This is a genomic window from Streptomyces sp. NPDC006207 (genome assembly GCF_040613835.1).
In the GTDB taxonomy this organism is placed as follows: domain Bacteria; phylum Actinomycetota; class Actinomycetes; order Streptomycetales; family Streptomycetaceae; genus Actinacidiphila.
Genome location: NZ_JBEXSX010000016.1, coordinates 95461 through 116521 on the forward strand (window position 1 = coordinate 95461; position 21061 = coordinate 116521).

General features: G+C 71.8%; 21 protein-coding genes. 5 read left to right on the forward strand and 16 right to left on the reverse strand.

What is annotated here, in order from left to right; translation table 11 throughout:
* Positions 1 to 116 precede the first annotated feature (116 nt).
* Genes hisF through hisD form a run of 8 tightly spaced genes read right to left on the reverse strand, consistent with a single transcriptional unit; the run spans position 117 to position 5863 of the window.
* Positions 117 to 881 (reverse strand): imidazole glycerol phosphate synthase subunit HisF, encoded by a 765-nt coding sequence (gene hisF / locus ABZ312_RS15630; protein WP_500333195.1) that lies wholly within the window; start codon positions 879 to 881, stop codon positions 117 to 119.
* A gap of 5 nt (positions 882 to 886) precedes the next feature.
* The gene (locus ABZ312_RS15635) at positions 887 to 1285 is read right to left on the reverse strand and encodes a RidA family protein (protein ID WP_499511321.1); all 399 of its coding nucleotides are present in this window, start codon (positions 1283 to 1285) and stop codon (positions 887 to 889) included.
* Positions 1282 to 2016, reverse strand: coding sequence for a bifunctional 1-(5-phosphoribosyl)-5-((5-phosphoribosylamino)methylideneamino)imidazole-4-carboxamide isomerase/phosphoribosylanthranilate isomerase PriA (gene priA, locus ABZ312_RS15640; RefSeq protein WP_500330543.1), 735 nt, complete (start codon positions 2014 to 2016; stop codon positions 1282 to 1284). The genes ABZ312_RS15635 and priA overlap by 4 nt, the downstream gene beginning before the upstream one ends.
* Positions 2017 to 2029: 13 nt before the next feature.
* A complete protein-coding gene (gene hisH / locus ABZ312_RS15645; RefSeq protein ID WP_500330541.1) occupies positions 2030 to 2680 on the reverse strand; it encodes an imidazole glycerol phosphate synthase subunit HisH in 651 nt (216 codons plus the stop codon).
* Between the two features lie 13 nt (positions 2681 to 2693).
* A complete protein-coding gene (locus ABZ312_RS15650; protein ID WP_499511324.1) occupies positions 2694 to 2846 on the reverse strand; it encodes a CG2302 family histidine operon protein in 153 nt (50 codons plus the stop codon).
* A complete protein-coding gene (hisB, locus tag ABZ312_RS15655) occupies positions 2846 to 3439 on the reverse strand; it encodes an imidazoleglycerol-phosphate dehydratase HisB (RefSeq protein ID WP_319661088.1) in 594 nt (197 codons plus the stop codon). The genes ABZ312_RS15650 and hisB overlap by 1 nt, the downstream gene beginning before the upstream one ends.
* Before the next feature lie 4 nt (positions 3440 to 3443).
* The gene (locus tag ABZ312_RS15660; protein ID WP_500330539.1) at positions 3444 to 4544 is read right to left on the reverse strand and encodes a histidinol-phosphate transaminase; all 1101 of its coding nucleotides are present in this window, start codon (positions 4542 to 4544) and stop codon (positions 3444 to 3446) included.
* A complete protein-coding gene (gene hisD / locus ABZ312_RS15665; protein ID WP_500330538.1) occupies positions 4541 to 5863 on the reverse strand; it encodes a histidinol dehydrogenase in 1323 nt (440 codons plus the stop codon). Before hisD ends, ABZ312_RS15660 begins: the two co-directional genes overlap by 4 nt.
* Positions 5864 to 5993: 130 nt before the next feature.
* On the opposite strand from hisD, the gene ABZ312_RS15670 reads away from it, so the two are divergent.
* The 4 genes from ABZ312_RS15670 (at position 5994) to ABZ312_RS15685 (ending at position 9076) form a co-directional block, all read left to right on the forward strand.
* On the forward strand, positions 5994 to 7565 hold the full coding sequence (locus ABZ312_RS15670) for an oxidoreductase (RefSeq protein ID WP_500330536.1): 1572 nt from the start codon (positions 5994 to 5996) through the stop codon (positions 7563 to 7565).
* Between the two features lie 144 nt (positions 7566 to 7709).
* Entirely contained in the window at positions 7710 to 8417 is a 708-nt protein-coding gene (locus ABZ312_RS15675; protein ID WP_500330535.1) for an LON peptidase substrate-binding domain-containing protein, read from the forward strand.
* A gap of 17 nt (positions 8418 to 8434) precedes the next feature.
* Positions 8435 to 8935, forward strand: a complete 501-nt coding sequence (gene ybaK / locus ABZ312_RS15680) for a Cys-tRNA(Pro) deacylase (RefSeq protein WP_500330533.1) — start codon at positions 8435 to 8437, stop codon at positions 8933 to 8935.
* A 66-nt stretch (positions 8936 to 9001) separates the two neighbouring features.
* Positions 9002 to 9076 carry a 50S ribosomal protein bL37 gene (locus ABZ312_RS15685; RefSeq protein ID WP_488180945.1) on the forward strand — a complete coding sequence of 25 codons (75 nt, stop codon included), beginning with the start codon at positions 9002 to 9004 and terminating at the stop codon, positions 9074 to 9076.
* Positions 9077 to 9091: 15 nt separating this feature from the next.
* Here the strand turns inward: ABZ312_RS15685 and ABZ312_RS15690 are convergent, their stop codons facing one another.
* The 4 genes from ABZ312_RS15690 to ABZ312_RS15705 all read right to left on the reverse strand — a co-directional run bounded on the left by ABZ312_RS15690 (position 9092) and on the right by ABZ312_RS15705 (position 13009).
* Complete coding sequence (locus ABZ312_RS15690) at positions 9092 to 9700, reverse strand: ABC transporter permease (RefSeq protein ID WP_500330532.1); 609 nt, start codon at positions 9698 to 9700, stop codon at positions 9092 to 9094.
* A 67-nt stretch (positions 9701 to 9767) separates the two neighbouring features.
* A complete protein-coding gene (locus tag ABZ312_RS15695; RefSeq protein ID WP_500330585.1) occupies positions 9768 to 10484 on the reverse strand; it encodes an ABC transporter permease in 717 nt (238 codons plus the stop codon).
* 202 nt (positions 10485 to 10686) lie between these two features.
* Complete coding sequence (locus ABZ312_RS15700; protein ID WP_500330531.1) at positions 10687 to 11706, reverse strand: ABC transporter ATP-binding protein; 1020 nt, start codon at positions 11704 to 11706, stop codon at positions 10687 to 10689.
* A 55-nt stretch (positions 11707 to 11761) separates the two neighbouring features.
* Complete coding sequence (locus tag ABZ312_RS15705; RefSeq protein WP_500356941.1) at positions 11762 to 13009, reverse strand: NYN domain-containing protein; 1248 nt, start codon at positions 13007 to 13009, stop codon at positions 11762 to 11764.
* Between the two features lie 204 nt (positions 13010 to 13213).
* Here ABZ312_RS15705 and ABZ312_RS15710 point away from each other — a divergent pair, with 204 nt between their 5' ends.
* Complete coding sequence (locus tag ABZ312_RS15710) at positions 13214 to 13387, forward strand: hypothetical protein (protein ID WP_499511332.1); 174 nt, start codon at positions 13214 to 13216, stop codon at positions 13385 to 13387.
* Between the two features lie 92 nt (positions 13388 to 13479).
* On the opposite strand, the gene dnaE is transcribed toward ABZ312_RS15710, so the two are convergent.
* From dnaE to ABZ312_RS15730, 4 genes are all read right to left on the reverse strand, one after another.
* Positions 13480 to 17058, reverse strand: a complete 3579-nt coding sequence (gene dnaE / locus ABZ312_RS15715) for a DNA polymerase III subunit alpha (RefSeq protein ID WP_500330528.1) — start codon at positions 17056 to 17058, stop codon at positions 13480 to 13482.
* 125 nt (positions 17059 to 17183) lie between these two features.
* The gene (locus tag ABZ312_RS15720) at positions 17184 to 18158 is read right to left on the reverse strand and encodes a zinc metalloprotease (RefSeq protein ID WP_500330527.1); all 975 of its coding nucleotides are present in this window, start codon (positions 18156 to 18158) and stop codon (positions 17184 to 17186) included.
* Positions 18159 to 18446: 288 nt separating this feature from the next.
* The gene (locus ABZ312_RS15725; RefSeq protein ID WP_500330525.1) at positions 18447 to 20111 is read right to left on the reverse strand and encodes an alkaline phosphatase D family protein; all 1665 of its coding nucleotides are present in this window, start codon (positions 20109 to 20111) and stop codon (positions 18447 to 18449) included.
* Positions 20112 to 20238: 127 nt separating this feature from the next.
* Entirely contained in the window at positions 20239 to 21045 is an 807-nt protein-coding gene (locus tag ABZ312_RS15730; protein WP_499511336.1) for a thioredoxin domain-containing protein, read from the reverse strand.
* Positions 21046 to 21061 lie beyond the last annotated feature (16 nt).

A 21061-nucleotide genomic window follows, 5' to 3' on the forward strand; every position in this document is an offset into this window, starting at 1 on the left:
GTTGTCGAATCGTCCGAGTAACCCACTACGAGGACGACTCTCCGCCTTGCGATGCACCGCACCAGACGCCGCTGGGCCCGCCCTCCGGGCGGCCGGCGCTCATTTGACGACACGGCCTAGCGCACCGGGTGCCCGGCGTCCCGCAGGGTCCGCTTGACCTCGCCGATGCGCAGGTCGCCGAAGTGGAAGACGGAGGCGGCCAGGACGGCGTCGGCGCCGGCCGCGACGGCCGGGGGGAAGTCGGTGAGGCGGCCCGCGCCGCCGGAGGCGATGACGGGGACGGTGACGTGCTTGCGGACGGCGGCGATCATCTCCGTGTCGTAGCCGTCCTTGGTGCCGTCGGCGTCCATCGAGTTGAGCAGGATCTCGCCGGCGCCCAGCTCGGCCGCGCGGTGCGCCCACTCCACGGCGTCGATGCCGGTGCCCTGGCGGCCGCCGTGCGTGGTCACCTCGTAGCCGGACGGCGTCCCGGCGTCGGTGCGGCGGGCGTCCACGGACAGCACCAGCACCTGGCGGCCGAACCGCTCGGCGATCTCGCGCAGCAGCTCGGGCCGGGCGATCGCGGCGGTGTTGACGCCGACCTTGTCGGCCCCGGCACGCAGCAGCTTGTCGACGTCCTCGGCGGACCGCACGCCGCCGCCGACGGTGAGCGGGATGAAGACCTGCTCGGCGGTGCGCCGCACCACGTCGTAGGTCGTCTCGCGGTTGCCGGAGGAGGCCGTGATGTCGAGGAAGGTCAGCTCGTCGGCGCCCTCGGCGTCGTACAGCTTGGCCATCTCGACGGGGTCGCCGGCGTCCCGCAGGTTCCGGAAGTTGACGCCCTTGACGACCCGGCCGTTGTCCACGTCCAGGCAGGGGATGACTCGGACCGCCAGGGTCATGGTGCTCAAGCTCCTCGGAATGCTTCCAGTTCGACTTCGACCAGGACCCGGGAGTCCACGAAACCGGAGACGACGACCACCGTCGCGGTGGGTCGCACGGCGTCGAAGAACTCCTTGTGGGCCCGGCCCACCGCGTCCACGTCGCGGGTGTGGGTGAGATACATGCGGGTGCGGACGACCGATTCGGCGCCGAGGCCGAACTCCTCCAGCACGCCGAGCGCGTTGGTGAACGCCGTCTTGGCCTGCTCGTACGGGTCGCCCTCGCCGTACAGCATGGTGCCGACGAACGGCATCGTGCCGCCGACGAGGACCCGGTCCCCCGCCGCGACGCCACGTGCGAAACCGAACTGCTCCTCCCAGGGGCTGTCGCTCTGCACACGCCGTACGGCAGGGGTTTGGGTCATCGCGACACAGCCTCCAGAGCCTCTTCCAAGGTGAACGCCTTGGCGTACAGGGCCTTACCCACGATGGCGCCTTCGACGCCCTCCGGGACCAGAGTCGCCAGGACGCGCAGGTCGTCGAGGGAGGAGACACCGCCGGAGGCGACCACCGGCCGGTCGGTCGCGGCGCACACGTTCCTGAGCAGTTCGACGTTGGGGCCCTGGAGGGTGCCGTCCTTGTTGATGTCGGTGACGACGTAGCGAGCGCAGCCCTCGGAGTCCAGGCGGGCCAGCGTCTCGTAGAGGTCGCCGCCGTCGCGGGTCCAGCCGCGGCCGCGCAGGGTGGTGCCGCGGACGTCCAGGCCGACCGCGATCCGGTCGCCGTGCTCGGCGATGACCTTGGCGACCCACTCCGGGGTCTCCAGGGCGGCGGTGCCGAGGTTGACCCGGGTGCAGCCGGTGGCGAGCGCCGCGGCCAGCGTCCCGTCGTCGCGGATGCCGCCGGACAGCTCGACCTTGATGTCCATGGAGCGGGCCACCTCGGCGATCTGCTCCCGGTTGTCCCCGGTGCCGAAGGCGGCGTCCAGGTCGACCAGGTGCAGCCATTCGGCACCGGCCTGCTGCCAGGCCAGGGCGGCGGCCATCGGGTCGCCGTAGGACGTCTCGGAGCCGGACTCGCCGTGGACGAGGCGGACGGCCTGGCCGTCGCGGACGTCGACGGCGGGAAGGAGTTCGAGGCGGTGCGTCGTGCTCATGGCGGCGTACGTCCTAGTCCTTGAAGGTGTCGAGCCAGTTGGTCAGCAGCTGGGCGCCGGCGTCGCCGGACTTCTCCGGATGGAACTGGGTGGCCCACAGCGGACCGTTCTCCACCGCCGCGACGAAGGGCTCGCCGTGCGTGGCCCAGGTGACCTTCGGGACCCGGATGCCGGGGTTGGCGGTCTCCAGCTCCCAGCTGCGCACCGCGTAGGAGTGCACGAAGTAGAAGCGGGCCTCGGCGTCCAGGCCGGCGAACAGCCGGGAGTCCTCGGGCGCCTTGACGGTGTTCCAGCCCATGTGCGGCACGACCGGTGCGCGCAGCGGCTCCACGGTGCCGGGCCACTCCTCGCAGCCCTCCGTGGTGACGCCGTGCTCGACGCCCCTCTCGAAGAGGATCTGCATGCCGACGCAGATGCCCATCACGGGCCTGCCGCCCGACAGCCGGCGGCCGATGATCCACTCACCGCGCACCGCCTTCAGCCCGGCCATGCAGGCGGCGAAGGCGCCGACGCCGGGGACGAGCAGCCCGTCGGCGTTCATGGCCCTGTCGAAGTCGGCGGTGATCTCCACGTCCGCGCCCACCCGGGCGAGCGCGCGCTCGGCGGAACGGACGTTGCCGAAGCCGTAGTCGAGGACCACGACCTTCTTGGCGGCCTTGCTCATCTGCCGGAACCCCCTACAGCCGCAGCAGGCCGGCCGCCAGCGACATGGCCGAGCCGACACCGAGCAGCACGACGATGCTCTTGGGCATCTTCTGCTTCCAGAAGGAGTACACCCCGCCGGCCAGGAAGAGGCCGAGCAGGATGAAGAGAACGGCCGGCTTGCTCATCAGAGGGCGCCCTTCGTCGACGGGAGGATGCCCGCGGCGCGCGGGTCGCGCTCGGAGGCGTAGCGCAGGGCCCGGGCCAACGCCTTGAACTGGCACTCCACGATGTGGTGGGCGTTGCGCCCGTACGGGACGTGGACGTGCAGCGCGATCTGCGCCTGGGCGACGAAGGACTCCAGGATGTGCCGGGTCATCGTCGTGTCGTAGGAGCCGATCATCGGCGCCATGTTCTCGGGTTCGGTGTGCACCAGGTACGGGCGGCCCGACAGGTCGACGGTGACCTGGGCGAGGGACTCGTCCAGCGGCACGGTGCAGTTGCCGAAGCGGTAGATGCCCACCTTGTCGCCGAGCGCCTGCTTGAAGGCGGCGCCCAGCGCGAGGGCGGTGTCCTCGATGGTGTGGTGGGTGTCGATGTGCAGGTCGCCCTCGGTCTTGACCGTGAGGTCGAAGAGGCCGTGGCGGCCGAGCTGGTCGAGCATGTGGTCGTAGAAGCCGACTCCGGTGGAGATCTCGGTCCTGCCGGTGCCGTCGAGGTCGAGCTCGACGACGACGGAGGTCTCCTTGGTCGTGCGCTCCACGCGGCCGACGCGGGTCATGTGGTTACTGCTCCTTCTTCAGCTCGCGTACCGCTTCGAGGAACGCGTCGTTCTCGGCCGGGGTGCCCGCGGTGACCCGCAGCCAGCCCGGTACGCCGTTGTCGCGGACGAGCACGCCGCGGTCGAGGATCGCCTGCCAGGCGCGGTGGCTGTCCTCGAAGCGGCCGAACTGGACGAAGTTGGCGTCGGAGTCGGTGACCTCGCAGCCGATCGCCCGCAGCTCGCCGACCAGGCGGTCCCGCTCGGCCTTCAGCTGCTCGACGTACCCCAGCAGCGTATCGGTGTGCTCCAGGGCGGCCAGCGCGGTGGCCTGGGTGACGGCGGACAGGTGGTACGGCAGCCGGACCAGCTGGACGGCGTCCACCACCGCCGGGTCGGCGGCGAGGTAGCCCAGCCGCAGGCCGGCGGCGCCGAAGGCCTTGGACATGGTGCGGCTGATCACCATGTTGGGGCGGCCCTCGATCAGCGGCAGCAGGGACGGACCGTGGCTGAACTCGCCGTACGCCTCGTCGACCACCACCAGCGCGGGCCGGGCCGCCTGGGCCGCCTCGTACAGCGCCACCACGGTGTCGGCGGCGACGGCGGTGCCGGTCGGGTTGTTGGGGGAGGTGATGAAGACCACGTTCGGCCGCTGCTCGGCGATGACCCGCGCGGCGGCGGCCACGTCGATGGTGAAGTCCTCGCGGCGCGGGCCGGAGATCCAGCCGGTGCCGGTGCCGCGGGAGATCAGCCCGTGCATGGAGTACGAGGGCTCGAAGCCGATCGCGGTGCGCCCGGGGCCGCCGAAGGTCTGCAGCAGTTGCTGGATGACCTCGTTGGAGCCGTTGGCGGCCCACACGTTGGCGAGTCCCACCTCGTGGCCCGCGGTGCGGGTCAGGTACCCGGCCAGTTCGGTGCGGAGCTCGACCGCGTCCCGGTCGGGGTAGCGGTTGAGGTCGCGGGCGGCCTCGCGGACCCGCTCGGCGATCCGCTCGACCAGCGCCTCGGGCAGCGGGTACGGGTTCTCGTTGGTGTTCAGGCGTACGGGGACGTCGAGTTGCGGGGCGCCGTAGGGGGACTTGCCGCGCAGCTCGTCCCGGATGGGCAGGTCGTCGATGCCGGTCACGGACCCGGTACCGTCCAATCGAATCGGGCGCGGACCGCGGCGCCGTGCGCGGGCAGGTCCTCGGCGTCGGCCAGGGTCACCACGTGCGCGGCGATCCCGGCGAGCGCCTCGCGGGTGTAGTCCACGACGTGGATGCCGCGCAGGAAGGACTGCACGGACAGGCCCGAGGAGTGGCAGGCGCAGCCGCCGGTGGGCAGGACGTGGTTGGAGCCGGCCGCGTAGTCGCCGAGCGATACGGGCGCGTACGCGCCGACGAAGACCGCGCCCGCGTTGCGCACCCGGGCGGCGACGGCGGCGGCGTCCGCGGTCTGGATCTCCAGGTGCTCGGCCGCGTAGGCGTCCACCACCTGCAGGCCCTGCTCGATCCCGTCGACCAGGACGATGCCGGACTGGCGGCCGGACAGCGCGGGGGCGATCCGGTCCTCGACGTGCTTGGTCGCCGCGACCTGGGTCTCCAGCTCCTTCTCCACCGCCTCGGCGAGGTCCACGGAGTCGGTGACCAGGACGGCGGCGGCCAGCGGGTCGTGCTCGGCCTGGCTGATCAGGTCGGCGGCGACGTGCACCGGGTCGGCGGTGGCGTCGGCGAGGATGGCGATCTCGGTCGGGCCGGCCTCCGCGTCGATGCCGATGCGGCCCTTGAGCAGGCGCTTGGCGGCGGCGACCCAGATGTTGCCGGGGCCGGTGACCATGTTCACCGGACGGCACTCCTCGGTGCCGTATGCGAACATCGCGACGGCCTGGGCGCCGCCCGCGGCGTACACCTCGTCCACGCCGAGCAGCGCGCACGCGGCGAGGATCGTCGGGTGCGGGAGCCCGCCGAACTCCTTCTGCGGGGGCGAGGCGACGGCCATCGAGCCGACCTCGGCCTCCTGCGCGGGCACCACGTTCATCACCACGGAGGACGGGTAGACCGAGCGGCCGCCGGGCACGTACAGGCCCACGCGCTCCACCGGCACCCAGCGCTCGGTGACCGTGCCGCCCGGCACGACCTGCGTGGTGTGGTCGGTGCGGCGCTGCTCGCCGTGGACGAGCCGGGCGCGGCGGACCGACTCCTCCAGCGCGGCCCGCACCTTCGGGTCCAGCTCCGCCAGGGCCCGGGTCAGCGCCTCGGCCGGAACGCGCACCCGGTCGATGGTGACGCCGTCGAACTTCTCCGCGTAGTCGATCAGTGCCGCGGTGCCACGATGCTTCACGTCCTCGCAGATCGGGCGCACCTTCTCCAGTGCGGCCTCGACGTCGAGCTCGGCACGGGGCAGCAGGTCGCGGTCGACGCCGTCCGCCGGGAAGGCGTCGCCGCGCAGATCGATTCGGGAGATCACCCTCCCAAGTGTAGAGAACCGCCCTCACGGCCTTCGTCGAGTATCAGTCCGTGATACGCGTACGGGCCCCGTCCCATGATCTCCCCGGCTAGCGTTTCCGTCGTCGTCGCCAGCCACGGGAGGGAAACCGGTGACCGAGCCGTCGGACGTCGCGCCGCCGCACGACTGGAGCGCTGTGGAGCAGGGCCTGTGGGAGGCCTTCCGCCGGGGAGAGCTGTACGACCTGCGCACCGGCATCCCGGAGCGGGACGACCCGGCCGCCGACCGCTTCTGGGGACCGGACCGCACGGTGCGGGCCGAGGTGATCGCCAAGCTGCTGCTCGACGGGCCGCAGGCCGCCTCGGGGCGCGTGTCGTGCGTGAAGCTGTCCGGGGCCCAGATCAGCGGTCAGCTCAACCTCTCGGGCGGCACGGTGGTGCCGTATGTGGAGCTGCACGACTGCCGCTTCGAGCAACAGGTGCTGCTCGCGGAGTGCAGCTTCACGACCCTGCGCATGGTGCGCTGCGCCATACCGCGGCTGGAGGCGGCCCGTCTGCACACCTCGGGGGACCTGCACCTGCCGCAGTGCACGATCGAGGGCGGGATACGGCTCACCGACGCCCACATCGGCACGGACCTGCTGCTCAACCAGATCACCCTGCGCAAGGACCGGCACGGCCGGGCGCTGGCGGCCGACGGGCTCAGCGTCGCCCAGGACGTCGAGGCCGAGCTGATCGAGGCGACCGGCGAGATCAGCCTGCGCAGCGCCCGCATCGGCGGCCGGCTCAGCCTGCGCGGCAGCCGGCTGCACAACCCGTACGGGCGCTACGCGCTCAACGCGGCCCGGGTCACCGTCGAGCACACCCTCTACCTGAGCGCGGGCTACGTCGGCACCGGCGGATCCGGCGGCGGCACCCCGCCGCTGGGCGTGCGCACCCGGCGCTTCAGCTCGGACGGCGGAGTGCGGCTGGACGACGGCCGGTTCGGCAACGCGGTGATCATCCACCAGGCGCGGTTCCGGCTCACCGGCGGCCAGCAACTGTCACTGCGCCGGATCCAGACGCCCGAGCTGCGGCTCACCCTCGACCAGCCCCCGACCGGGACGATCTCGCTGGCGGGCGCGCGGGTGGGCAACCTCACGGACAGCCGTACCTGCTGGCCCGACGCCGGCGGTCTCGACCTGACCGGCTTCGCCTACGGCTCCCTCAGCCCCGAGGGCGCCTTCCCGCTGCGCGCCCGGATCGCCTGGCTGGCCGCGGCCACCCCTGAGTACAGCCCCGAGCCGTACGAGCACCTGTCGGCCGCCCTGCGCGCGAGCGGCGAGGACGCCGACGCCCGCGAGGTGCTGCTGGCCAAGCAACGCCGGCGCCGCGAGACCCTCCCCCTGGCGGGCAAGCTCTGGGGCTACCTGCAGGACGTGACCGTCGGCTACGGCTACCGCCCGGGCCGCGCCGCCATATGGATGGCGCTGCTCTGGGCCTTCGGCGCGGTCTTCTTCACCGCGCACGGCAGGCCCGATCCCGTCGACGGCGGCGCCTTCCCCCACTGGAACCCCTCCCTGTTCGCCCTCGACCTGCTCCTGCCGGTCATCAACCTCGGGCAGGACAACGCCTGGCGCCTGACCGGCAACGCCCAATGGGCCGCCGCGGTCCTCAGCATGCTCGGCTGGATCCTCGCCACCACGGTCGCCGCCGGCGCCTCCCGCCTGCTGCGCCGCGGCTGACGCCGCCGCGGGCCTGCGGGCCCGGCGAGCCGGTGCGCCCGGTGGGGGGCGATGGCCGCATACGGGTCGTCCGGGGCGAAAACGGGTGGTGCGGGACGAGGGCGACGATGGGGGTGAACGCCGCAGGCCCTAGGATTGCTGACCGTGACCGCTCGCCTTCCGCTCTTCCCGCTCGGCTCCGTCCTCTTCCCGGGGCTCGTGCTGCCGCTGAACGTCTTCGAGGAGCGCTACCGCGCGCTCTTCCGCGACCTGCTGGCCCTGCCGGAGGACGCGCCGCGCACCTTCGGCGTCGTGGCGATCCGGGACGGCCACGAGGTCGCCCCCGCCGGGGCGGAGGAGGCCGCCGCCGGGTACGCGCCGGACCTGTCCGGGGCGCTGTACGCGCTGGGCTGCACCGCGGACGCGGCGACGATCGGGGAGCGCGAGGACGGCGGCTTCGACGTCGTGGCGACCGGTACGACGCGCTTCCGGTTGCTGTCGGTGGACGCCTCAGGGCCGTACCTGGTCGGAGAGGTCGAGGCGGTCCCGGAGGAGCCCGGCACCGGGTCGGGGGCGCTGGCGGCCGACGTGGCGCGGGCCTTCCGCACCTACCAGAAGCGGCTGGCCGGGGCGCGGGAGCGGAGCCTGGCGGGGAGCCAGGAGCTGCCGGACGACCCGACCGTGCTGTCGTACCTGGTGGCGGCCGCGACCGTCGCCGAGACCCCGGAGAAGCAGGCCCTGCTGGAGGCCCCGGACACCGCGGCCCGGCTGGAGCGGGAACTGCGGCTGCTGCGCCGCGAGGCGGCCGTCATCAACAAGCTCGGCACCCTGCCCGCCGTGGACCTGACCCGGCAGGTCCCGAGCCCGAACTGACGTATCCTCACAGCGCCATGGCCAAGAAGAAGCAGTCATCCTCCGGCGGCACGCCCGCCACCGTCGCCCTGGAGAAGGCGGGTGCCGCCTTCACCGTGCACGCGTACGCCCATGACCCCGCCTCGGAGCTCGGCTACGGGGAGGAGGCCGCGCAGGCGCTGGGCACCTCCCCCGACCGGGTGTTCAAGACCCTCGTCGCCGACGTGGACGGGGCGCTGACCGTCGCCGTCGTCCCCGTCGCGGGCTCACTGGACCTCAAGGCGCTGGCCTCCGCGGCCGGCGGGAAGCGCGCCGGTATGGCCGATCCGGCCGCCGCCGAGCGGACCACCGGATACGTCAGGGGCGGCATCTCCCCGCTGGGGCAGCGCAAGCGGCTGCGCACCGTCGTGGACGCCTCCGCGCTGGAGCACCCCACGGTCTTCGTCTCGGCGGGCAAGCGCGGCCTGGAGGTCGAGCTGGCGCCGCAGGACCTGGTGCGGCTCACGGACGCGGTCGTCGCGCCGATCGGTCGCGCCTGACCCCTGGACGGCGGGCCCGTACGGGCGCACTCTGCCGGGAAGCACACCCGGTCCAGGGGAGGCCCGATGTCCAAGCGCACCCGCAAGCGCAAGTGGCGGATCAAGAAGCGCAACGCCAACCACGGCAGGCGCCCGGCGTGACCTGCGGGCCGCGGGTCACGCGCCCGGGGGCGGCGGCGTCCACTGCACGGTGGGGGGCTGCTCGTCGCGGGGGCCGAAACCCGTGGTGAGCAGCAGATGGGTGAGGACGGCCCCTACGGGCCAGGCCAGGAGCGCGCCCTTGGCCTGCAGTGCGAGGGGGCCGTCGAACACCTTCTTCGCGCCGACCGCCCTGGCGTGCGCGATCAGGTCGCTGGTGGGGCCGAGCCAGGTGCCCAGCCGCCAGGCCAGCAGGGAGCCCAGTACCGCGCCCACCGCCATGCCGAGGACGACGCCGACGCCTCCGCGCCGGTTGCGCCAGAAGACGACGGCCCCGGTCAGCACTCCGATGCCGAGCCCGAGCAGCACGAAGACGCCGTCGGCGCCGATCGCCTGCTCCCCCTCGGTGTCCTTGAGGTAGACCGCCTTGCCGTCGGAGACCAGCGGGATCCGCGGCGCGAGCCACAGCCACAGCAGGCCGAGGACCACGCCCGCCACGGCCACGAGCACCGCGGTCAGCGCGCCGCTCTTGAGCTCCCGGACGGGATCCATGCGGCTCTCCTGCTGCGGGAACGGCGGCAGCGGCGCGGGCGGCCATTGATCATGGGGGGTCAGGGGTGCGGTCACCCTGCCATCGTGCCAGGTCCTTCCGTGGCACGCGGCACCGGCACCTCACCGGCACCACACCCACGGGTCACCGGCAGGCCGCCCGGCGGTAGGCCCAGGTGGCCACGGCCAGCGACACCAGGCCCACGGCCGCGCACACCGACAGGTCGGTGGTGATCGCCAGCCAGTCGGGGTGGGCGTCGAAGCTGCGGATGAAGGCCTCCACGCCGTAGGTGGAGGGCAGCAGGTCCCGTACGTAGCCGATGGGCCGGGGGAGGTTGCCGGCCGGCAGCACTCCCAGCAGCAGCGCCGCGGACATGCCGAGCTGACCGGCGAGGGTGGCCAGTTCCTGGCGCGGCGCGAACAGCCCGAGCGCCGCGCCCAGCCCGGACAGCGCGGCCCCCGCCAGCGGGATGACCGCGGCGAGGATCCACAGGTGGGCGAACGGCAGCTGGAACAGCGCACAGCCGATGCCCGCCGTCACGAGCGTCCCGGGCACGGTGAAGGACGCGTACGCGCCTGCCACGCCCAGCACCACGGCGGCCGGTGGCACCGGCAGGGTGGCGTAGTGGTCGAGCCCGCCGGAGGCGCGCAGCTGCCCGAAGTACTGGGCCAGCAGGTTCAGCGCCACGAAGGCGACGACCAGCACGCTCGACCCGGCGACCACCGCACGCGCGGCCGGGCCGCCGTCGACGACGCCACGCATCATGATCATGATGCCGACCGACTGGAAGGTCGCCACGAACAGCAGCGGGATCCGGGCGACCTTCGCCCGGGACAGCTGCGCCCGGTACACCGCCGCCATCGCCGGCAGCAGCCGGGCGCGCGGGGCGAGCGTCGCGGCCGCCTCGCCGAGGGGGGCGGCGGGCGCCGCCGGTGCCGCCGTCCGGGTGTCCGCTCCCGCGGAGATGATCGTCACTCCACGCCGCCCCGCTGCGCGGTGCCGCGCACGTCCAGGTCCACGTTCCGGTCCACGTCCAGGGTCACGTCTTCGCCGTTGCCGCCGTTCACGCCTTGACCAGTCCCTTCCGGCGGCCGCCGAGCGCCAGGTAGACATCCTCCAGGCTCGGCGCCGTCAGGGTGAAATCGTCGAGCGCGCCGAAGGCCGGGCCGCCGGTCAGCTCGGCGACCACGGAACGGGCCCGCTGCTGCGGCAGCCGCAGCGTCCACCGGCGCCCGGTGACGTGGGCGGCGTCGCGCAGGGCCGCCACGACGGGCACCGACAGCGGGGGCGTCTCCCGCCACACCAGGTCCAGCCGTACCTCGTCGGCGACGAGTGCCTTCAGCCCGGCCGGGGTGTCGCAGGCGATGACCCGGCCGTCGTCGATGACCGCGACCCGGTCCAGTACGGTCTCCGCCTCGATCACGTTGTGGGTGACCAGCAGCACGGTGGTGCCGCGTTCGGCGCGCCGCCGGTCGACCGCCGCCCACACCGCGCGCCGGGCGACCGGGTCCATGGCGGTGGTCGGCTCGTCCAGCACGAGCACCGGCCGCTCGCCCACCAGGGCGGCGGCGAAGCAGGCGAGCCGCCGCTCCCCGCCCGACAGCCTCTTCACCGGCCGTGAGGCCAGGGCCGTCAGGTCCAGCTCCTCCAGGACGGCGTCCCGCTCGGCGCGCGCGGCCCTGGCGTCCAGACCGCGCAGCCGTCCGGTGGTCTCGGCGGCCAGGGCGACGGTCAGCTCGTCCAGCGCGCTCGACTCCTGGCCGAGGTAGCCGACCAGCCGCGCCGCGCGCTCCGGGTGCCGGACGAGGTCGTGCCCGAGGAGCTGGACGGTGCCCGCGTCGGGGCGCAGCAGCCCCGTCAACTGGCGTACCAAGGTCGTCTTTCCGGCACCGTTGGGGCCGAGCAGCCCGAAGATCTCACCGCCCCGGATGTCCAGGTCGATGCCGTCGTTGGCGCGCACCGGGGGGCTCGCGGCGCCGCGCCGCCCCCGCCCGGCCGGATAGCTCTTCACCAGCCCGCGCACGGTCACCACCATCGCCGTCCGCGTGGTGGCGCCCTGTCCCGTGCCCGTACTCACGAGCATCGAGCCTACGCTGCATCCCGGCCGGGACGTGCCGCAGGGTCGGGTCCGGGCGCGCTCACTCCCCCGGAGAGGCCCTCGCGACGACCGCGCGGGCGTCGATCTCGCGCCAGAAGCCCGCCCGGATGGCGTAGCGGTCGTGTTCGTCGATCTGGTCGTCCTTGTGGGCCAGCAGCCCGAACCGGGCGGCGTAGCGCAGCAGCTCGCCGTCGATGCGGTGCGGGACGCGCGGGTACTCGGCGGAGAGCACCTGGAGGTGGGACGTGTCGGTGAGCCGGCCGATCCAGCGGCGGGCGAAGACCTGGCCGACCTCGTACGGGTCGCCGCTGACGGCGGTGATGTCCTCCTCGCGGTCCGCCCAGCGCTGTTCGGGGCTGGTGAGCTGGGCCAGCGTGGGCAGGCCCGCGTCGGCGGCCTCGGCGCCGCCGACCAGCCCGCGGTCGGAGGACCAGCGCAGGGTGGCCCCGGTGGCGGACGGGGAGGCGGGGTGCGGGGAGGAGTGCCCGCGGTGGACGATGCCGGCGACGTCCTTGGGGGTGGGCACCATGCCCTTGCCGGTCGCGGCGGCGGGCGATTGCGGGTTCGGGCGGGTGCCGTTGCGCTCGACGGTGACGACCTGGGGCGCGACGGCGGCCGGCTCCGCGGGCTGGTCCGCCGCGGGCTGCGGCTCGGCGCTGCGGGTGGTCTCGGGCAGCGGCGCGGACAGGATCGCGGCGATCTCGGGCCGCGGGGTGAGGGGCGCGCAGACCCCCGCGGGTTCGCGCACGTGGATGGCCCGAGTGATCCACTCCCGGTCCAGGACGCGCCGCTCGTCGGCCTCGGCGACCAGGTCCTCGGACTGGTTGAAGTCGCCGTCGGCGGCCTGCACGGCCCACAGGTGGACGGCGACGCCGTGCTCCTTCGCCGACATCATGCCGGGCAGGAGGTCGCCGTCGCCGGTGACCAGGACGACGTCGGAACAGGCGCGGTTGCGGGCCAGCTCCGACAGCTCGGCGTGCATGGCCGCGTCGACGCCCTTCTGCGCCCAGCGGCCGTCGGTCCGGGTCAGCGCGCCCAGGCGGACCGTCACCCGGGGCATCACGCGCAGTCTGCGGTGCTCCGGCTGGGGGACGCGGTCGGGGGCGCCGTCGAACCAGTAGATCCGCAGCAGCGGCTGGCCCGTCTCCTTCTCGGCGCGCTCCCGCAGGCCCGCGACGACCTCGGCGTGGTCGACCGTGATCCTGGACCGTGAGGGCTCTCCGGCGAGGAGGCTCGCGGCAGCCCCGAGCAGGTAGCCGGCATCCACGAGGACGACGCAGCGGTCCATCGGTCTCACCCTCTTCTCCGAAAGTCCTGCCGTCCGTCCCCCCGGTAACGCTGTTGCCCCGAGTCTGCCCGAACACCGGGGCGTTGTGACCGGTTACGCGATCACCGGCGCGCCACACTCTGCAACTGCCCGAAATGCGACCTTCGTACTCCCGTGCAAGCCTGAGTGCGGCCCATCATCCGAGATTTCCCCCAAGGAGGAATCGTGGGCAAGAACAAGAACCGGGGCGAACGTACCGGCCAGCACCACGACCGCAGCGCCGCGACCACCGAAGAGCACGCGAAGAGCGCAGGCGGACGCGAGCAGATGGCGATGACGGTCCCGGGCGCCGAACCGCACGTGTCGCAGAAGCGGCAGAAGAAGTTCGGCCACAACTAGCGCGCGAGCGCCGGACACTCACGACCGAGGGTGGCACCCCGTCCGGAAGGGGTGCCACCCTCGGCACGTCCGCCCGCTCGCGCGGGAGGTGATCAGCCCGCCTGCTGCTGGGCGGTGGCGAGACAGGAGGGGCCCAGGAGGGCCTTGAGGTCGCCGAAGAGTGCCGGGTCGGGAGTGACGCGGTGGCGGTCGAGCCGCAGCACCGTCGTCTTGCGGGCGCCCTGCAGCCGCACCCGGACCTCGGTGCTCCCCTTGTGGCTGGCGAGCACCTCGCCGAGGCGGGCGATCAGCGGCGGGGTCACCTTCACCGTCGGGATGGAGATCGTCACCGGCGCGTTGGTCCCGGCGTCGGTGAGGTCGGGGACCATCAGTTCCATGGCCACCAGGCGCGGCACGTCCTCGCGCTTGTCGAGCCGGCCCTTGACGAAGACGACGGCGTCCTCGACGAGCTGGGTCGAGATCAACTGGTACGTGGCCGGGAAGAACATGCAGTCGATGGAGCCGCCGAGGTCCTCGACGGTGGCGATGGCCCAGGCGTTGCCCTGCTTGGTCATCTTGCGCTGCAGACCGGAGATGATGCCGCCGATGGTGACGATCGCGCCGTCGGCGTAGTCGCCGGCCAGGGCCGAGACGGAGGCGTCCGCCTTGTCGTTGAGGACGTGCTCGATGCCGAAGAGCGGGTGGTCGGAGACGTACAGGCCGAGCATCTCGCGCTCCTGCGCGAGGAGGTACGTCTTGTCCCACTCCACGTCGGAGAAGGTGACGTCGAGCCCGAAGCCCGGTTCGTCGCCCCCGGCGTCGTCACCCATGCCGCCGAAGAGGTCGAACTGGCCCTCGGCCTCCTTGCGCTTGACCGCGACCACGTTGTCGATCATCGGCTCGTAGTGCTCGGTGAGGCCCTTGCGGGTGTGGCCCATCTCGTCGTACGCGCCGGCCTTGATCAGGGACTCCACGGTGCGCTTGTTGCAGACCACGGCCTCGACCTTGTCGAGGAAGTCGGGGAAGGAGGTGTACTTCCCCTTGGACTTGCGGCAGCGGATGATCGAGTCCACCACGTTCTGGCCGACGTTGCGGACGGCGGTGAGGCCGAACAGGATGACGTCGTCGCCCTGCGCGGTGAAGTTCGCGTCCGACTCGTTCACGTTCGGCGGGAGCACCTTGATGCCCATGCGGCGGCACTCGTTGAGGTAGATCGCCGACTTGTCCTTGTCGTCGCGCACGGAGGTGAGCAGCGCGGCCATGTACTCGGCCGGGTAGTTGGCCTTGAGGTAGGCCGTCCAGTACGACACCAGGCCGTACGCGGCCGAGTGCGCCTTGTTGAAGGCGTAGCCGGCGAACGGCACCAGCACGTCCCACAGCGCCTGGATCGACTGGTCGCTGTAGCCGTTCTTCCGGGCGCCCTCCTGGAAGATGGTGAAGTTCTTGGCCAGTTCCTCGGGCTTCTTCTTGCCCATGACGCGGCGGAGGATGTCGGCCTCGCCGAGGGAGTACCCGGCGATGATCTGGGCGGCCTTCTGCACCTGCTCCTGGTACACGATCAGGCCGTAGGTGACGTCGAGGACCTCCTTGAGGGGGGCCTCGAGCTCCGGGTGGATCGGGGTGATCTCCTGCTGCTTGTTCTTCCGCAGGGCGTAGTTGATGTGCGAGTTCATGCCCATCGGGCCCGGCCGGTAGAGGGCCGAGACGGCGGAGATGTCCTCGAAGTTGTCGGGCTTCATCATGCGCAGCAGGGAGCGCATGGGGCCGCCGTCGAACTGGAAGACGCCGAGGGTGTCGCCGCGGGCGAGCAGGTCGAAGGTCTTGGGGTCGTCGAAGGGCAGGGCCAGCAATTCGATGTCGACGCCCTTGTTGGCCTTCACGAGCTTGACCGCGTCGTCCATGATCGTGAGGTTGCGCAGGCCGAGGAAGTCCATCTTCAGCAGGCCGAGCGATTCGCAGCTCGGGTAGTCCCACTGCGTGATGGTGACGCCGTCGGAGTGCCGCACCCAGACCGGGGCGTGGTCCACGATCGGCTCGCTGGACATGATCACACCGGCGGCGTGCACGCCCATCTGCCGGACCAGGCCCTCGACGCCGCGGGCGAGGTCGATGACCTTCTTGGCGTCAGGCTCGTTCTCGTACATCGAGCGGATCTCGCCGGCCTCGCTGTAGCGCGGGTGCGAGGAGTCGGTGATGCCGGAGAGCGGGATGCCCTTGCCGAGGACGTCGGCGGGCATCGCCTTGGTGAGGCGGTCGCCGACGGCGTACGGGTAGCCCAGGACGCGGGCCGAGTCCTTGATCGCGTTCTTGGCCTTGATCGTGCCGTAGGTGCCGATCATGGCGACCTTGTCGGCGCCGTACTTCTCGGTGACGTACCGGATCACCTCGGCGCGCCGGCGCTCGTCGAAGTCGATGTCGACGTCGGGCATGGAGACGCGCTCGGGGTTGAGGAAGCGCTCGAAGATCAGGCCGTGGTCGATCGGGTCGAGGTCGGTGATGCCCATCGCGTACGCGACGATCGAGCCGGCCGCGGAACCGCGGCCGGGGCCCACGGCGATGCCGTTGTTCTTGGCCCACATGATGAAGTCGGCGACGACGAGGAAGTAGCCGGGGAACCCCATCTGGATGATGGTGTCCATCTCGTACTCGACCTGCTTGATCCGGTCGTCCGGGATGCCTCCGGGGTAGCGGCGCTGCATGCCGCGCATGGTCTCCTCGCGGAACCAGGTGACCTCGGTGTACCCCTCGGGGACGTCGAAGCGGGGCATCAGGTTCCGCGCCTCGAACATGCCCTCGGTCTCGACCTGCTGCGCGACCAGCAGCGTGGTGTTGCGGCAGCCCTCCTGCCAGGCGTCGGAGGAGTCGATGGCGAACATCTCGTCCGTCGTCTTCAGGTAGTAGCCCGTGCCGTCGAAGCGGAAGCGGTCCGGGTCGGAGACGTTCTTGCCGGTCTGGATGCACAGCAGCGCGTCGTGGGCGTCGGCCTCGCTCGCGTAGGTGTAGTGCGAGTCGTTGGTGACGACCGGCGGGATGCCGAGCTTCTTGCCGATCTCCAGCAGCCCGTCGCGGACCCGGCGCTCGATCTCGATGCCGTGGTCCATCAGCTCCAGGAAGTACCGCTCCTTGCCGAAGATGTCCTGGTATTCGGCGGCGGCCTTCACCGCCTCGTCGAACTGGCCGAGGCGGAGCCTGGTCTGCACCTCGCCCGAGGGGCAGCCGGTGGAGGCCATCAGGCCCTCCGACCACTGGGCGATGGTCTCCTTGTCCATGCGCGGGTACTTGGTGAGCCAGCCCTCGGCGTAGGCGTCGGAGGAGAGCCGGAAGAGGTTGTGCAGACCCGTCGCGTTCGCCGCCCAGATCGTCTTGTGCAGGTACGAACCGGAGGCCGAGACGTCGTCCCGCTTCTGGTGCGGCTGGCCCCAGGTGACCTTGCGCTTGTTCCGCCGCGACTCGGGGGCGACGTACGCCTCGATCCCGATGATCGGCGTGATCCCGGCGCCCTTGGCCTGGTGGAAGAAGTCGTACGCCCCGTGCAGGTTGCCGTGGTCGGTCATGGCGATGTGCGTCATGCCCATCTCACCGCAGGCCTTGAACATGTCCTTGAGCCGCGCCGCTCCGTCCAGCAGGGAGTACTGGGTGTGGACGTGAAGGTGGGTGAACGGCGTGGTCACGGGAAGCGACACCTCCGGCATCGGTCGTCATCTGGCGGCGTTGGAATCCTACGCCGGGGGTCCGACAGCCGATGCCATTCCCGCGCTCCCCGCCCTCGCCGCCGCGGCCGGCCGGCCCCGTGACCGGCCGGACGCGGACGGTGGCGTCAGCCCGCCCGGTAGGCGGCCCACGAGCTCTTCATGCGGCTCACCTGGCCTGCGGTGAACTGGTACATGCAGGAGTCGTAGGTGTAGTCCATGAAGTTGTGGATGGGGTCCACCCCGCCGGCCGTGCAGGTGTCACGGCCGGTCGGGCAGGCGCTGGCGGCGGTCTTCTCGGCGGGCGTGTCGGAGACGTAGTCGCCGTTGGCGCCGCAGCCGCCCTGGAAGGTGTGGTAGAGGCCCATCCAGTGGCCGACCTCGTGGGTGGCGGTGTCGCCCTGGTTGTAGTTGGTGGCGGAGCCGCCGGGGACGGACGCGTCGAGGATGACCACGCCGTCGTCCTCGGGGTCGCCGGCGTACCAGCTCGGGAAGGTGGCCCAGCCGAGCAGGTCGTCCTGGAGGTTGGCCGAGTAGATGTTGAGCGCGCTCGCGCCGCCCTTGCGGAGGCTGGTCTTCATCGAGGTCTCGGCCGAGGAGCCCTCGGTCAGGTTGTACCAGGCGGCCTTGTCGGTGTAGTCCGTCGCGACCAGCGAGAACCGGTAGCCGGAGTCGACGTTGCCGGTGCCCTGGCCGGCGTAGGCCGCGTTGAGCACCGCTATCTGGCCGGCGACGGCGGCGGCGCTGAGCTTGCCGGTGCTGCCGCTGTGGATGACGTGCCAGTAGACCGGGATGGTCGTCGTCGCGGCGGCGGCGACCCGGGATCCCTTGCTCTCGGCCTTGATCTTCGCGACGCGCTTCCTCAGGTCCGCGTCCATCGCCTTGGCGGTGGCGTCGCTGATGGCGTTGGGCTCGTGGGCGGTGGAGCCCTTCATCTTGCGGGCCGCGGCGTCGCCGCTGTCCGCGCACTGCTCCGCGGGGGTCCTCGCGTGCGCGGAGGCGCTGCTCACGGTGGCCGTCGCGCCGGTGAGGGGGAGCAGGGCCAGGGTTCCGGCCACGGCGGCGAGACCGACGAGACGGCGGGAACGGGGGGTGCGTGACATGTGGGGGCACTCCTCGTGGGACGTACGGGAGGAATTTCCTCCTCGCCGCCCGGAGGTTATGTGTCCATGCCAGAACCGGTGCAGCCCCCTTCCGGCCCATTGGCGGACAGAGGGTAATCCCTAGACAACGAAGGACCCTTGAGGGTCCGTGCCGGCCGGCGTAACACCGCGGAACGCGGGGCGGGCGGTGTGTCCGGATTCGGACCCGGGGGCTCCCCACCGCCCGCCCCGCGCCGGCCGGTCCCCGCACGGCACGGGGGGTTGGCCGGAAATCGACGTTCGGGAGGCTCAGCGTACCGGCGAGTAGACCCGCTCGACCTTCTGCGTGCCCGACAGGGTGCGGTACGAACGCTCCCAGGTCGACGAGGCGTTCGGGTCGGTGCGGTCGGAGAGCGCGTAGTAGTCCATCTGCGCCCGCTCGCCGGTGATGTCCAGCACGCCGTAGCCGTGGGAGTCCATGTCCAGCCACTTCACATGCCGGTTGGCGGCCTTCACGGCGGCCTCGGCGACCGTGGAGACGGTGTCCGGGGCGACCTTGAGGATGTCGTCCAGGTTGTCGGAGGTGACCGAGGTGACCACGAACTCGGTCGCGGCCGAGGCCGACAGCGGGTAGGTCGCCGCCTTCACCGGGACGTCGTTCGCCCACGCCATGTGGATGTCGCCGGTCAGGAACACCGTGTTGCGGATGCCGTTGTCCCGCAGGTGGGCCAGGATCTCGCGGCGGTCGTCGGTGTAGCCGTCCCACTGGTCGACGTTGACCGCCAGGCCTTCTGCGGGCAGGCCGAGCAGCTTCGCCAGCGGCGCCAGCAGGTGGTCCGGCAGCGCGCCGAAGGCGACCGGCGAGATCATCACCGAGTTGCCGATCAGCCGCCAGGTGGTGTCCGAGGCCTTCAGACCGGCCTTCAGCCAGTCCAGCTGGGCCCGGCCGGTGATCGTCCGGTCCGGGTCGTCCACCGAGCCGCTGCCGATCGAGGCCTGCTGGGAGCGGAAGGAGCGCAGGTCGAGCAGGGACAGGTCGGCGAGCTTGCCGAAGCGCAGCCGCCGGTAGGTGGTGCCGGCCACCGAGGGACGCACCGGCATCCACTCGAAGTAGGCCTGCTTGGCGGCGGCCACCCGGGCCGTCCAGGCGCCCTCGGCGCCCTCGGTGTGGTTCTCGGCGCCGCCGGACCAGGCGTCGTTGGCGAACTCGTGGTCGTCCCAGATCGCCACGACCGGGGCCACGGCGTGCAGCGCCTGCAGGTCGGTGTCGGTCTTGTAGCGCCCGTGCCGGGTGCGGTAGTCGGCCAGCGTGACGATCTCGTGGGCGGGCGCGTGCGGGCGGACGACGGTGCCGCGGGCGGCGTAGCCCCCGGTGCCGTACTCGTAGATGTAGTCGCCCAGGTGCAGCCAGGCGTCCAGGTCACCGCGGGCGGCCAGGTGCCGGTAGGAGGAGAAGTACCCGGCCTCCCAGTTGGCGCAGGAGACCACCCCGAAGCGCAGCCGGTCGGCGGCGGCGTTCTCGGCGGGCGCGGTACGGGTGCGGCCGGCCGGCGAGGTCACACCGCCGGCCGTGAAGCGGAACCAGTAGTCCGTGGCGGGCTGCAGTCCGCGCACGTCGGCCTTGACGGTGTGGTCGGAGGTGGCGGTGGTGGTCGCCGTGCCGGTAGCCACGACGGAGGTGAACGCCTTGTCCGTGGCGACGGTCCAGCTCACCTCGGTCGCGGGGCCGAGCCCGGAGCCCGGGACGGCCTCGGGCAGGGGAGTCACGCGCGTCCACAGCAGCACGCCGTCGGGCAGCGGGTCACCGGAGGCCACGCCGTGCAGGAAGGCGGGGCCCGGCGCGGCGGAGGCGGGGGCGGCGGAGACCGCCAGCGGTATCAGCGCGGCGCCGGTCACGACGGCGCCGGCCTTGACGACCGAACGGCGGCTCGGTGTTCTCGATGAGGTCTGTGAGGGTGCAGAGGTATCGGTCACGGGGCGTCAGATTACGCGCCGGTAACCCCTTTCCGGGACCGAATGCACAAGAGTTCGGGAGGACTTCGCCCTCCGGTCCCCGGCGTGACGCCGGGGACCGGAGGGCGGAACCGGCCACGGGCCGGTGCTACCCCTTGCCGATGATCTGGTCGACCGCGGCCGTGTACTGGTCGGCGGTCATCGCCTGCACGCTGTCGATGGTCTTGTCGTCGAGCTTCACGGTCGGCGTGCCCGTGATGCCGTCGTCGGTGAACTGCTGGTCCATGGTCAGCGCCCACTTGTCGTAGGTGCCGTTGCGGACCGCGTTCTCGAAGGTCTTGTTGCCCTTGAGCGCGTCGACCTTCTGCGCCAGTTCGATCAGCTTGTCGTCGCTGCCGAAGTCGTCCTTGGTCTCCTCGGGGTGGACGTCCTTGGAGTACAGCAGCGTGTGGTACTGGACGAACGCGTCCTTGCTGACATTCAGGGCGGCGCCCAGCGCGCTCAGCGCGTTCTTCGAACCCTGGCCCTGGGCGAGGCGGTCGTCGAGGAAGGCACCCATGGTGTACGAGATCTTGTACTTGCCGTCCTTGGCGTCCTTCTGGACGGTCTCGCCCGAGGTCTGCTCGAACTGCGCGCACACCGGGCAGCGCAGGTCCTCGTACACCTTCAGCGTGTGCTTGGCGTTCTCGTCGCCGATGACGATCGACGTGCCGTTCTTGCCCGAGGAGTTGGCCGGCTTCACCAGCGGCTTGTCCGCGGCCTTCTCCCAGTAGGTGGGCGCGTTCATCTTGACGACGGCCACGGCTATGCCGGCGCCGAGCGCCAGCACGCCCAGGACGCTGCCGCCGACGACGAGCTGCCGCCGCAGCTTGTCCCGCTTCGCCTGCCGCTCGCGCTCGACGCGCAGCCGCTCACGGGCGGCGTTCTTGGCGGCCTGGCTGTTTCGCTTGCTCATGGTGGTGTGATCTCCG